The sequence below is a fragment of the Streptomyces sp. HmicA12 genome (genome assembly GCF_000373565.1).
In the GTDB taxonomy this organism is placed as follows: Bacteria; Actinomycetota; Actinomycetes; order Streptomycetales; family Streptomycetaceae; genus Streptomyces.
The window spans coordinates 233,990-245,918 of sequence record NZ_KB891849.1 but is presented as its reverse complement, the minus strand read 5'-3'; the positions used below and the strand labels follow the sequence as shown (position 1 = coordinate 245,918).

The window sequence follows — 11,929 nt, the reverse complement described above, 5'->3', positions numbered from 1 at the left end:
CTCGAGCCCCTCCGGCGATGGGGGCGCGGGGTCCGGGGGCTCAGCCCCGTGACCCCGGCTCGGTCGCCGGAGGCGCTACAGCAGCCCCAGCACAGCGGCGAGGCCGGGCCCGACGAACTTCGCCAGCTCGCCCCCGGTCGGCGCCGTCGCGGGCCCCCTGCGAGTAACAGCCAGCGCGGCAGCCGCATTGGCCCCCCGAGCCGCCTCGACCGCCGGCACCCCCCGCCCCAGCAGCGCCAGGAACGCCCCGACATGCGCGTCCCCGGCCCCATTGCTGTCGACCGCGTCCACGGCGAACCCGGCGACGTGCACCACGTCCCCCGACCCGGGCGGAGCCACCCAGCAGCCGTCCTTGTCGGCCCGCACCAGGACACCGGCCCCGGGCCGCAGCCGCCCGCGCAGCACCTCGGCCGCCGCCCGCGGCTCGGCCACGCCGGTCATCAGCCCGGCCTCCCGCGCGTTGCAGCTCAGCCAGTCCGTGCGGGCCAGCACCGGATCCAGTACCTCGGCGGGGATGTCCGCGACCAGCGGCGCCGGGTCGAGACACACCCGTACGTCGTCCGCGAGACCCGCCACCACCTCGGCGAGAAGCGGTCCGTTGACCTCCATCACCAGGCCGTACCCGGAGACCTGGACGAGGTCGCCCGCGCGCACGGCGCCGGCGATCGCCGACGCCTCGTCCCGCGTCATGCGCGCGTCGACCCCGAAGCTCGTCACGAACGTTCGCTCGCCGCCGCCGTCCACCAGGGCCACGCAGAACCCGGTGTCGCCGTCCGCCCGCGCGTCCAGCACGGTGCCGATGCCCTCGGCCGCGAGCGAGGAGCGCACCAGGCCGCCGTACGGGCCGGTGCCGTGCAGGCCCGCGTACACGGCTTCGGCGCCCAGGCGGCGGGCGGCGGTCAGGGTGTTGAACCCGCCGCCCGCGTACAGCTCCGTACGCGTGCCGATGACATCGCCACCCCGCTCCGGGAGAGCGGGTACGTCGATGACCAGATCGGCGATGACGTTCCCCGCGAGCACGACACGGGATACGGGCGTGGTCATCGGGTGACCTCCTCGAGTGCGGTGGGGGTGGGGGACTCGGCGGTCACCGGGGAGCGGCGGCCGAGGACGGCGTACACCGCGGCGCCCACGACGATGGCGACGAGCCAGCCGAGCCCGTTCGTACCGAGCCACGCATCGGCCAGCGGCCCCTTGAACCACACGTCGTCCGCGCTGGTCGCGGCCGTCGTGAACAGCAGCCCGGCCACGATCGCCACCACCCAGGCGACGACAGCCGGCAGATGGAAACCGCCGCGGTACCAGTAGCGGCTGCCGCTCCCGGTGTCCATCAGCGCCTCGGCGTCGTACTGGCGGCCGCGCAGCATGTCGACGACGATCACGCCGATCCACGCCGAGATCGGCACGGCGAGCAACGTCAGGAACGTGGTGAACGGGCCGTAGAAGTCACCGGCGATCAGCATGAAGTAGATGCCGCCGAGGAACATCAGCACGACGTCGACGCAGACCGCCCACGCGCGCGGCACCCGCAGACCGAGCGTGATCATCGTCAGCCCGGCCGAGTACGTGGACAGGTGATTGGACATCAGCAGCCCGCCGAACGCCGCGATCAGATACGGGACCGCCATCCACGACGGCAGCATCGCGTTGATCGCCGAGACCGGGTCGGACGAGGTGGCGAGCGACGAGTCGCCGGCCGTCAGCAGCGAACCCAGCGAGATCAGCAGCACCAGCGGGATGCCGGCGCCGAAGGCCGAGGCGCGCACGAGGCGCCCGCCGGGGATGGACTTCGGCAGGTAACGGGCGTAGTCCGCACCGGCGTTGGCCCAGCCGATGCCGGTGCCCGAGGCGATGAACCCGATGCCGGCGATGACCGCGCTGGTCTGTCCCGCCGGGGCGTCGAGCACCTTCTGCCAGTCGACGGTGGCGACCAGGAAGCCCATCACGATCAGGTTCAGGACACCGAAACCGACCGTCGCCCACTTGTTGATCCACATGATCGTGGCGTGGCCGAGGCCGCTGATCAGCAGGGTGCAGGCGATGAAGACCAGCAGGCAGATCAGAGTGAGGACGGTGCCCTGGCCGAAGCCGAACAGGGTGTTGAGGAGAGCGAGCAGCGCGTACGCGGCCGTGGTCGTCGAGATCGTCTCCCAGCCGACCCGGCTCAGCCACGTCACCAGCGTGGGACCGTGATTGCCGCGCTGCCCGAACACCGCCCGCGACAGCGTCAGGGCGGGGGCGCCGCCCTTCTTCCCGGCCAGACTGAGCGCGCCGACCAGGGCGAACGAACCGACCGCGCCGACGACCGCGACGAGCACGGCCTGCCAGATGTTCAGGCCGCGGAAGGCGACGAGCGTCGCGCCGAGCGGCAGCCCGAGGATCGAGATGTTCGCGGCGAACCACGTCCAGAACATCTGGCTCGCGTGTCCGTGCCGCTCATGGTCCGGGACCGGTTCGATCCCTCGGGTCTCCACGGTGCCGACGCGGTCGTTCTTCGTTGAAGCGGCCATCGCGGAACCTCCTTGCTCGGGTGCTGGGGCAGTCGGTGGGGGCCGGTGGTGTCAGTCGAGGTCGCGGTACGTGAGCAACTGGCTTGTCAACGGATCCAGTTCGAGGTCGTTGACCTCGCGCAGGGTCCGTACGGCGTCGGCGGGCAGGGCCGCGAGGCCGTGCACGGAGCCGGCGATCGCGCCCGCGACGGCGCCGATCGTGTCGCTGTCGCCGCCGAGGTTCGCGGCCAGCAGCGCGGAGCGCCACGGGTCGCCGCCGGTCATGGCGAGCACCGCGAAGGCCGCGGGCACCGACTCCTGGCTGGCGACGCTGGTGCCGATCAGCGCGTCGATCCGGTCGAGCGCCGTGGCCTCGTCCAGACCGGCGACGAGCTCGCGCGCCCAGCCGATCCGCGCCGAGATGCTGGCGCCCGCGATCCAGTTCCCGCGCCGGGCGCCTGCCGCCGACGCGGTGATCGCGGCGTCGAAGGCCTCGTCGAGGGTGCCGCCGGCGACCCCGGTGGAGACGGCCGCGGCGACCGCGGCCGCTCCCGCGATGCCGACGGTGGTGTCGTGCGTGACCTGGCACGACTCGACGACCCGGTCGAGGAACGCCTCGATGGCCGCGGTCCGGGAGACGTCGCAGGGGAAGGCGATGCCGACCGGCGTGACCCGCATCGCGGCACCGTTCGTGGTGCCGTGCTTCCCGGCCTCCTTGGGGTCGGTGCCCCGGGCCACGGAGTCGAGCGCCGCCTTGGTCGACGGGCCGAGCAGGTCGAACGACCCCTTGGCCTTCATCTCCTTCTCCCAGGCGAGGAGTTCCTCGGCGAACCGCAGCGGGTCGACGTGCCCGTCGCCCTCGACGATCAGCCGCGCCACGATGACCGCCTGATCGGTGTCGTCCGTGACGGACCCCGCGGGCATCCCGGCGCTCACCGGGTTGTCGGGCCGGGCCGGTTCGAAGCCTTCGAGCGCGCCGTAGACGCGGACGACGTCGGCGCGCGACATGACCTGCGTCGGCATGCCGAGGGCGTCGCCGAGCGCGAGGCCGTAGAAGGCGCCGAGCGCGCGGTCGAGTTGGGGGTTTGCGGACACGGGTGTCACGAGTGGCCTCCTCGGCCGGTACGTACGTGCAGTTGGAACCGGGCGGGGTCCAGCAGGCTCGTCACCTGCTCGACCACGCCGCCCTCCGCGTCGCGGAACACCTGGGCGACACGGAGGAAGGGCTCACCGGGGGAGCGATGCAGGGCGTCGGAGTCCTCCGGTCCGAGCCCGGCGACCGCTATCCGCGCCTCGGCGGAGTCGGGGATCCGGCCCGCCGCGGTGAGCGTGCGGCTCAGGGAGTCACCGTCGAGGCCGCGCTCGGCCAGGTCGGCCAGCGGGCCCACGGCCGGTACGCGGCTGAACTCCAGCGAGACACCCTGCCCGTCGGGCAGCTGCCTGACCCGGTCCAGGGCGGTGAACGCGTCGCTGTCCAGGCCGAGTTCGGCCGCGAGTGCGGCGTCCCTGATCCGCTCGAAGCGCAGCACGCGCGTGGTCAGCTCGGTGCCCTGCGCGGCGAGCGCCTTGGTCCAGCCGAGACGCTGGTCGAGCGGCGTACCGTCGAAGGTGACGATCGAGCCGATCCCGGCGTGCGTCTGGATGAGCCCCTGCTCGCCGAGCACCCCGAGGGCCTGCCGCACGGTCGTCCGGCTGACCCCGAACCGCTCCCGCAGGGCGTGCTCCCCGGGCAGCTTGCTGCCGTCGGTGTGCACGCCCGCGCGGATCTCGTCGGCGAGGACGCGGGCGACATGGTGATGCTTGTGAACCTGTCCAGGCATGTCTAGACGGTAGGCATGCGAAAGCCGACCTGTCCATACCTGTCCAGTGAGGAATTCGGTGGGGGACCGGTCGGCTTCTCGCGGCGTCGGCGTCCGCGTCCGCGTCGGTGTCGGTGTATGCGCGGCCCGTGCCGCCCGGGTCAGTCGGCGGGCTCGGCCTTGGACCGGTGCGACATCCACGCCGCCACGACCGCGCCCGACACGTTGTGCCAGACCGAGAACACGGCGGCGGGCAGCGCGGCCAGCGGGCTGAAGTGGGCGGTGGCGAGGGAGGCCGCGAGCCCGCTGTTCTGCATGCCGACCTCGAAGGCCATGGCGCGCGACGCGGGCTTCCCGAGCCGGGCGGCCTTGCCGGCGCCGTAGCCGAGGGCGAGCCCGAGGCCGTTGTGCAGGACCACGGCGAGGAGCACCACCAGCGCGGCCGACTTGATCGCGGCGGCGCTGCCCGCGACGACCACGGCCACGATCACGGCGACGGTCGCCGCGGACAGCCACGGCAGGACGCTCAGCACCCGGTCGACGTAGCGGCCGAAGAGGAGCCGGACGGCGAGGCCCGCGAGCACCGGCAGCAGCACGGTCTTGAGGATGTCCGTCACCATCGACCCCGCGTCCACCGGCAGGTACTCCCCGGCGAGCAGCAGCGTCAGCGGCGGCGTGACGAGCGGGGCGAGCACCGTGGAGACGGTCGCGACGGACACGGACAGGGCGACGTCACCGCGCGCGAGGTACGTCACGACGTTCGACGCGGTACCGCTGGGCGCGCAGCCGACGAGGATGACCCCCGCCGCCAACTGGGGCGACAGATCGAGAACGTTGGCGATCAGCCAGCCGAGCCCCGGCATGATCACGTAGTGCGCGACGAGCCCGATCCCGACCGCCCAGGGCCGCTGCGCGACCCCCTTGAAGTCCCCGAGGCTCATGGTCAGCCCCATGCAGAACATGACCACGCCCAGCAGATACGGCACATCCGTCTTGTAGTCCGCGAACGTGTCCGGCAGCAGCAGCCCCAGCGCGCCCGCGACGAGCACGAGCACGGGGAAGACGGTGACCGCGAGCCGGGCGGCCCGGTCGGTGGACGTGCCGTCGGTGGACGTACTGTCGGTCTGGTCGGACTGGGGTTCGGTTTCGCTTCGCACCGGGCGATGCAACGTCGCCATGGCAGGGGCATGCAACCCCGTCTCGATATGTGGTCGCTACACCTGATGGTCGGTGGCGGGGGCGCCGAAGCTCCCCGTCGTCCACGTCGAACCGTCCGTCGCCACCGCGAACGCCGCCACGCCCGGCTGCCCCGTCAGCCACGCACGAGCCCCCGCGCCCCGTGCGTACGCGGCCGTCGCCAGGGTGTCCGCCCGGGTCAGGCCTTGGTGCACCACGGTCAGCGAGGCCGGGGCGCCGACCGGCGGCCTGCCGGTGTGCGGGTCGACGATGTGGCAACCGCGCTCGGCGGTACCGGACGTCGCCACCGCGAGCGGGCCCGTGTCCGAGGTGACGACGGCCGCCACCTTGCCGGGGACGAGGGGGTGTGCGATGCCCACCCGCCAGGGGCCGCCGTGGAGTTGGACGTCGCCGCCCCCGTTCACGCAGACCGCTTTGGCGCCTGCCTCGCGCAGCAGCCGTGCCGCGCGCTCCACCGCCCAGCCCTTCACCAGGCCGCTCGGATCGAGCCCCGCCGAGTGCCGCACCGAGAACCAGCCCTCGCTCTCCCGCTCGGCCCGCGCGCACAGGTCGAGCACCTCGTCCACCTCCGCCCGCCGGCCCTCGGGCACGCTCTCGCCGCGGGCCAGAGCGCTGATCGCGCTGTCGTCGCGGTACGTCGAGAAGACCCGGTCCACGTGGTGGAGCAGCGCCTCGGCACCGTCAAGCACACTGTCCAGCAAGGGAGTCGGATCATCGCGCACCGTGAACGAGAACATCGTGCCCATCGTGCGCACCACGCGGTGCAGGCCCCTGCCGTCAGCCATGCGCCTGGTCCAGCGCGCTCTGCAGCGACGAGATGTAGCCCTCGCTGGTGAAGGTGGCGCCCGAGACGGTGTCGATCCGCGCGCTCTGGGCGCTGAGCGTCTCCTGGACGAGCGTCGGCACGGCGGCGGCGTTGATCTGCCGGCTGCGCGGGTCGTCGCCCGGCGACTGCACCGCGCGCGCCGCCGTGATCTTCGAGCCGCTCAGGGTGAGCTCGACCTGTACGGGGCCGTAGCGGGTCTGCACCGTGTCGCCGGTGACGGTGCGGGTCCCGGAGGTCGAGCCACCGGACGAACCGGACCCACCTGATGACACGCCCGATGACCCGCTGGAGGAGTCGCCGGACGGTGCCGACCCGGACGGCGCCGCCGTCGCGGTCGTCGAATGCGGCTTCAGCGCCAGCGCGAGCACCGTCACGGTGACGGTCGCGGCGCAGGTCAGGGCGGTGCGGCGGAGCGGATGGGCCTTCATGGCGCTGCTCATGGCTCCTCAGAACTCGAAGGACTCGTAGTGGATGCGGGACGCGGGCACCCCGGCAGCCCGCAGGGCCTCGTACGCGGCGACGGCGAGCGGATGCGGCCCGCACAGGAAGACGTCGTGCTCCGCGATGTCGGGCAGCGTCGCTCGCAGCCGGTCCGCGGTGAGCGGGGTACGAGTCCCGTCCGGCGAGTTCAGGGCGTACAGCAGCCGCGCCCCGCGCCGGTCGGCTATCGCCTCCAGCTCATGACGGAACGTCAGCTCTGCCGCGGTGCGGGCCCGGTAGAGCAGGGTGAGGTCGCCGGGCGCCGCGGGCAACGCCTCGAAGAGGGTGCGCAGCGGCGTGATCCCGGTGCCGCCCGCAAGGAGGAGGACCTTGCGGCGGCGACGCCGGTTCGCGGTCAGCGCCCCGTACGGGCCCTCCGCCCACACCCGGGTGCCGCGCGCGATCGTCGGCACCGCCGCGCTGTGGTCGCCCAGCGACTTCACGGTGATCCGCAGCAGACCGGACTGCGGCACCGCGGACAGCGAGTACGGGTGCGAGGCACCCCACAGGCCCTGGGTGAGGAACCGCCAGCGCAGGAACTGCCCCGGCTGCGCGCCCAGTTCGTGCAGCCGACGGCCGCGGACCCACACCGAGTGCACCCCGGGCGCCTCCGGCACGACGACCTCGACCCGCAGCCGGTGCCGCAGATTGAGCCGCACCGGCACCAGCACCCGGAACCACAGCACCAGCGCGGCGGCGCCGGCATACAGCACGTACCAGGCGGCCCGGGCGGCCGCGCTGCCCACGAAGTCGGCGCCGAGGGCCAGTTGGTGCCAGAACGCGAGGAAGATCGCCGCGTACGTGAGCAGGTGCAGGTAGTACCAGGTCTCGTACCGCATCCGGCGCCGCACCGCCCGCGCCGAGACGAAGCCGACCGCCAGCAGGACCGCCGCGCCCAGCGTGCCCTTCAGCATCTCCGGCAGGTCGAACACGATCGAGAGGAACTCGCGTATCGGACCGGTGTGCGCCTGCGCCGCGTACCCGAGCGTGATCAGCACGATGTGGCACGCGAGCAGCCCGACCGTCCACCGCCCGGCGGACGCGTGCCAGCGGGCCGTGCGGTCGCTGCCCACGCCGTGCTCCAGCCACGGCACCCGGGCCATCAGCATGACGAGCAGCGCGCACATGTAGCCGCACAGCAGCCCGGTGATCCGTCCGGCCCCGCCCAGCCAGCCCGCGGAGCCCGCCACGGAGACCGTGTTCTGCCACCACAGCCCGAGCACCGCGAAGCCGCCCGCCCAGGCCGCGGCCAGCAGGGGCGCGGCGGGGGAGCGGCGGGGCCGGGCGGCCTGGGCGCGGTGGCTCGTGGGGGGCGGGGTGTGGGTGGTGGCGACCATGGGGCCTCCTCACTGTTGTTCGAAACGGTTGTGCGGAAAGGCCACTGTGCTGGGCCAACCTCTGAGCAGCCTCTGAGAACGGGCCCCGCGCCCGCCTTCAGAGGAAACTCAAAGGAAATCGGGAGACCCTGGTAGGGCCATGAGCCCACACTCCACAGCCCTGACCCGCCCCGACGGCACCCCCGTGCGGGTCCTCGTCGTCGACGACGAGCCGGACCTCGCCGAGGTCGTCACCGGCGCCCTGCGCTACGAGGGCTGGGAGGTGCGCTCCGCCGCCACCGCCCGCGCCGCGGTGGCCCTGGCCCACGACTTCCGGCCCGACGCCGTGGTCCTCGACATCATGCTGCCGGACCGCGACGGCCTGTCCGTGCTGCGCGAGCTGCGCGCCGCCCAGCCGCACGTGTGCGTGCTCTTCCTGACCGCCCGGGACACCGTCGAGGACCGCATCGCCGGCATCACGGCGGGCGGCGACGACTATGTGACGAAGCCGTTCGCGCTGGCCGAACTGGTCGCCCGGGTGCGCGGCCTGTTGCGTCGCGCCGGGATGACCAGGGAGCGGGCCACGGCCGCCCTGCTCACCGTCGGCGACCTGGAGATGGACGAGGACGCCCACGAGGTGACCCGAGGAGGCGTGCCCGTCGAGCTGTCACCGACCGAGTTCCAGCTGCTGCGCTGTCTGATGCGCAACCCGCGCCGCGTGCTGAGCAAGACCCAGCTCCTCGATCTCGTCTGGTCGTACGACTACGGAGGCCAGGCGCACGTCGTCGAGCTGTACATCTCCTACCTGCGCAAGAAGATCGACGCGGGCCGCGAACCCATGATCCACACGGTCCGGGGCACCGGGTACGTCCTCAAGCCGGCGGCCCGGTGAAGCGGCCCGAGCGACCGAGGCCGCCGCGGTGGCTGCGGGCGCCGCGCACCCTGCGCGGCCGGCTCACCGCGGGGCTCGTCGTGCTGCTCGCCATCAGCTGCGCCGCGGTGGGGATCGCGGCGGTCCTGGAACTCGGCGGCTTCCTCACCTCCCGTCTGGACCAGCAACTGCAGGACGCGGGCAGCACCTACCCGGCCAGCCTCGAACACCGGGGCACCCGGGTCGGCCGTGACGACCACGACGGCGACGAGCACGGCGACACCCGTCGGCAGAGCACCGGCACCCTCGGCGTCTGTCTGGTCGACGGAAAGGTCACCCAGGCCGGGGTGGTCCGCTCCGCCGACGACCCCAGCGACCAGTCGGTGCGGCTCGACGGGGCCGACCAGAAGGTACTCGCCGACCTGCCGGTCGACGGCGCGGGCCACTCCGTCGACCTGCCCACACTCGGCGAGTACCGGGTCATGGCCGCCGCGGGCCGCGACGGTGACGTACTCGTCACCGGCCTTCCGCTGGAACCCGTCGACGCCACCGTCCACCAGCTGGAACTGGTCTGCGGTGTCGTCTTCGGTATCGCCCTGCTGGCCACCGGCGTCGCCGGCGCCCTGTGGGTGCGCTGGTCGCTGCGCCCCCTCAACCGGGTCGCGGCCACCGCCACCCGGGTCAGTGAACTCCCCCTGGCCAGCGGTGAGGTGGCGCTGCCCGCCCGTGCCCCGGAGACGACGCCGCCCGACAGCGAGATCGGCCGGGTCACCCGTGCCTTCAACCGCATGCTCGGCCACGTCGAGAACGCGCTGACCCAGCGCCAGCGCAGCGAGGAGCGGCTGCGCAGCTTCTCCGCCGACGCCAGCCACGAACTGCGCACCCCCGTCGCCGCCGTCCGCGGCCACGCCGAACTCGCCCTGCTGCACCCCGGCCCGGTCCCGCCGGAGGTGACCCGGGCCCTGGAGCGCATCACCGCCGAGTCGGGCCGGATGGGCGCCATGGTCGACGACCTGCTGCTGCTCGCCCGCCTGGACGCGGGCCGTCCGCTGGAGCGCGCCCCGGTGGATCTGACCCGCCTGGTCCTCGACGCGGTCGACGACGCCCGCGCGGCGGGGCCCGGGCACCGCTGGTCTCTGCGGCTGCCGAAGGATCCGGTCACGGTGGCCGGAGACGCCCACCGCCTTCATCAGCTCCTGGCCAACCTCCTCGCCAACGCCCGGCTGCACACCCCGCCCGGCACCCAGGTCACGACAGCCCTCACGAGCCACCCGGACGCGGTGCTGCTCACGGTCGCCGACGACGGCCCCGGTGTCCCGGCGGAGGTCGGGGACACGGTCTTCGAACGGTTCGTGCACGGCGAGCACCGACGCGGCGAGGGGGGCGGTACAGGCCTCGGCCTGTCCATCGTCGCCGGGGTCGCGACGGCGCACGGCGGCTCGGTCGCGCTGGCGAGTGAACCCGGCGCGACCGCGTTCACCGTCCGGCTGCCGCGTGCCGACACCGACGCCGGCGATCAGTGATCCGTACGCACCGGTCGATCAGTACTTCGTGATCGCCGTCGCCCCGCCCGACGTCCCGATCGCGATGTGCGGAGCCCGCCCCGGCCGCGCCCACGTCATGATCCGCCGCATGTCGTCCCTCGGCACGGAGACGCAACCGGCCGTCGCCGCGCGTCCGTTGACGTGCAGGAAGATCCCGGCGCCGCGCCCGCGCACCGGCCGGTCGTAGTTGAAGCCGATCACGAGGGCGTACGCGTACTGCGTGCCGTAGTCGGCGAGGTGCTCGGACTCGGCGGCGCGGCAGTCGGCCGGGCGGGGCTGGGTCCAGCGGTTGTAGGAGCGGGACTTGTTGTCCTGGCACCACCAGGAGGTGCTGCGCACCCGCCGGTACGTGACCGAAGTGCCGCCCGGCGCCGCCTTGTTGCCGAAGGCGAAGGGGAGGCGGTAGAGCCCGGCCGGGGTCGTGTTGGTGCCCTGCTTGCGCTTGGTCCCCGCGACGAGCCCCTTGGCCCCGAACCGCGCGGGCGCCGAACCGGCCTTCACCCAGCGGCCGTCGGGGCGCCGGTCCCACCAGGTGACGGTGCCGGACGTCGAGGACGCGCGGGGCGCCTGCGCGGTGATCAGCTGGCTGCCGGCGCCCGTGTCCGCCATCCGGGCGGGCAGCGGCCCGGCGGCACCGGCGGACGGCGTGGCACCGAGCGTGGCGCCGAGCGCGGCGGCGGTCAGAGCCGCGGCGATACATGTACGTAAAGGACGCATGGGTCAGAACGTAGCGGGCGGCAGCGGCAACGGCAGCCCGGGCAGTCCGTCCAGGCTGCTCCCGATGTACTCCTTCTTCTGGAAGTACGCGTCGAGCTCGGTGTCGTCCTTGCGCACGAAGAAGTCGCCGTGCAGGGTGCGCTCCTCGTCGTACGTCATGAAGGGAACCGCGTATCCGCAGGTGTCCCGGATGAGTTCGGCCCGCACCAGGATGATCGCGCGCAGGCCGTTGCGCGTCGGGTCGATGTCGGGGAAGTGCCCGAGCAGGTCGCCGAAGCGTGGGTCGTCGCGGAAGACGGGCTCGCCGCGGCCGTGCACCCGGACGATGTTCGGCGGCCCCTGGAAGGCGCACCACATGAGCGTGATCCTGCCGTTCTCGCGCAGGTGCGCGATGGTCTCGGCGTTGGAGCCCGCGAAGTCCAGGTACGCGACGGTGAGTTCGTCGACGACGGCGAAGGAGCCCTTGAGGCCCTTGGGGGAGAGGTTGACCGTCCCGTCGCTTGCGAGGGGCGCGGTGGCCGTGAAGAAGAGGGGCTGGGACTCGATGAAGGTGCGCAGCCGGCCGTCTATGTGCTCGTAGCTCTTGCCCATGAGGGGAGTATGCCGGTGTGATCACATGCTGGACAGATGCGTCTCGCCATGCGGGATAGAGTGCGGGAGGATCGTGTCGCGACGGTGCGATTGACGATT

Annotated in this window: 12 protein-coding genes; 2 read left to right on the top strand and 10 right to left on the bottom strand. The window is 72.9% G+C overall.

Going from position 1 to position 11,929, the window contains the following annotated elements; all coding sequences use genetic code 11:
* Nucleotides 1-75: 75 nt before the first annotated feature.
* From B072_RS0136600 to B072_RS0136565, 8 genes are all read right to left on the bottom strand, one after another.
* Complete coding sequence (locus B072_RS0136600) at nucleotides 76-1,044, bottom strand: PfkB family carbohydrate kinase (protein ID WP_018534954.1); 969 nt, start codon at nucleotides 1,042-1,044, stop codon at nucleotides 76-78.
* A complete protein-coding gene (locus B072_RS0136595) occupies nucleotides 1,041-2,510 on the bottom strand; it encodes a purine-cytosine permease family protein (protein ID WP_018534953.1) in 1,470 nt (489 codons plus the stop codon). The genes B072_RS0136600 and B072_RS0136595 overlap by 4 nt, the downstream gene beginning before the upstream one ends.
* 51 nt (nucleotides 2,511-2,561) lie before the next feature.
* Nucleotides 2,562-3,593, bottom strand: a complete 1,032-nt coding sequence (locus B072_RS0136590; RefSeq protein ID WP_018534952.1) for an ADP-ribosylglycohydrolase family protein — start codon at nucleotides 3,591-3,593, stop codon at nucleotides 2,562-2,564.
* A complete protein-coding gene (locus tag B072_RS0136585; RefSeq protein ID WP_018534951.1) occupies nucleotides 3,590-4,309 on the bottom strand; it encodes a GntR family transcriptional regulator in 720 nt (239 codons plus the stop codon). Before B072_RS0136585 ends, B072_RS0136590 begins: the two co-directional genes overlap by 4 nt.
* A gap of 140 nt (nucleotides 4,310-4,449) precedes the next feature.
* Nucleotides 4,450-5,466 carry a bile acid:sodium symporter family protein gene (locus tag B072_RS0136580; protein ID WP_018534950.1) on the bottom strand — a complete coding sequence of 339 codons (1,017 nt, stop codon included), beginning with the start codon at nucleotides 5,464-5,466 and terminating at the stop codon, nucleotides 4,450-4,452.
* A 36-nt stretch (nucleotides 5,467-5,502) separates the two neighbouring features.
* Entirely contained in the window at nucleotides 5,503-6,270 is a 768-nt protein-coding gene (locus B072_RS44905; protein WP_018534949.1) for an FAD:protein FMN transferase, read from the bottom strand.
* A complete protein-coding gene (locus tag B072_RS0136570) occupies nucleotides 6,263-6,739 on the bottom strand; it encodes an FMN-binding protein (protein ID WP_018534948.1) in 477 nt (158 codons plus the stop codon). Before B072_RS0136570 ends, B072_RS44905 begins: the two co-directional genes overlap by 8 nt.
* Before the next feature lie 18 nt (nucleotides 6,740-6,757).
* The gene (locus B072_RS0136565; RefSeq protein WP_018534947.1) at nucleotides 6,758-8,128 is read right to left on the bottom strand and encodes a ferric reductase-like transmembrane domain-containing protein; all 1,371 of its coding nucleotides are present in this window, start codon (nucleotides 8,126-8,128) and stop codon (nucleotides 6,758-6,760) included.
* Between the two features lie 139 nt (nucleotides 8,129-8,267).
* Between B072_RS0136565 and B072_RS0136560 the strand changes: the two genes are divergently transcribed.
* On the top strand, nucleotides 8,268-8,999 hold the full coding sequence (locus B072_RS0136560; protein ID WP_018534946.1) for a response regulator transcription factor: 732 nt from the start codon (nucleotides 8,268-8,270) through the stop codon (nucleotides 8,997-8,999).
* The gene (locus B072_RS0136555) at nucleotides 8,996-10,501 is read left to right on the top strand and encodes a sensor histidine kinase (RefSeq protein WP_018534945.1); all 1,506 of its coding nucleotides are present in this window, start codon (nucleotides 8,996-8,998) and stop codon (nucleotides 10,499-10,501) included. The genes B072_RS0136560 and B072_RS0136555 overlap by 4 nt, the downstream gene beginning before the upstream one ends.
* An 18-nt stretch (nucleotides 10,502-10,519) precedes the next feature.
* Here B072_RS0136555 and B072_RS0136550 read toward each other — a convergent pair whose 3' ends face one another.
* Together B072_RS0136550 and B072_RS0136545 are read right to left on the bottom strand one after the other, a co-directional pair.
* Nucleotides 10,520-11,239, bottom strand: coding sequence for a L,D-transpeptidase family protein (locus B072_RS0136550; protein WP_026246664.1), 720 nt, complete (start codon nucleotides 11,237-11,239; stop codon nucleotides 10,520-10,522).
* A gap of 3 nt (nucleotides 11,240-11,242) precedes the next feature.
* Nucleotides 11,243-11,830 (bottom strand): pyridoxamine 5'-phosphate oxidase family protein, encoded by a 588-nt coding sequence (locus B072_RS0136545; RefSeq protein ID WP_018534943.1) that lies wholly within the window; start codon nucleotides 11,828-11,830, stop codon nucleotides 11,243-11,245.
* Between the last annotated feature and the right edge of the window lie 99 nt (nucleotides 11,831-11,929).

Excerpts from the sequence above, each read along its gene's own strand:
- B072_RS44905 (WP_018534949.1), bottom strand. The coding sequence starts at position 6,270 with ATGGCTGACGGCAGGGGCCTGCACCGCGTGGTGCGCACGATGGGCACG.
- B072_RS0136600 (WP_018534954.1), bottom strand. The coding sequence starts at position 1,044 with ATGACCACGCCCGTATCCCGTGTCGTGCTCGCGGGGAACGTCATCGCC.
- B072_RS0136570 (WP_018534948.1), bottom strand. The coding sequence starts at position 6,739 with ATGAAGGCCCATCCGCTCCGCCGCACCGCCCTGACCTGCGCCGCGACC.
- B072_RS0136560 (WP_018534946.1), top strand. The coding sequence starts at position 8,268 with ATGAGCCCACACTCCACAGCCCTGACCCGCCCCGACGGCACCCCCGTG.
- B072_RS0136545 (WP_018534943.1), bottom strand. The coding sequence starts at position 11,830 with ATGGGCAAGAGCTACGAGCACATAGACGGCCGGCTGCGCACCTTCATC.
- B072_RS0136565 (WP_018534947.1), bottom strand. The coding sequence starts at position 8,128 with ATGGTCGCCACCACCCACACCCCGCCCCCCACGAGCCACCGCGCCCAG.
- B072_RS0136585 (WP_018534951.1), bottom strand. The coding sequence starts at position 4,309 with ATGCCTGGACAGGTTCACAAGCATCACCATGTCGCCCGCGTCCTCGCC.
- B072_RS0136595 (WP_018534953.1), bottom strand. The coding sequence starts at position 2,510 with ATGGCCGCTTCAACGAAGAACGACCGCGTCGGCACCGTGGAGACCCGA.
- B072_RS0136580 (WP_018534950.1), bottom strand. The coding sequence starts at position 5,466 with ATGGCGACGTTGCATCGCCCGGTGCGAAGCGAAACCGAACCCCAGTCC.
- B072_RS0136550 (WP_026246664.1), bottom strand. The coding sequence starts at position 11,239 with ATGCGTCCTTTACGTACATGTATCGCCGCGGCTCTGACCGCCGCCGCG.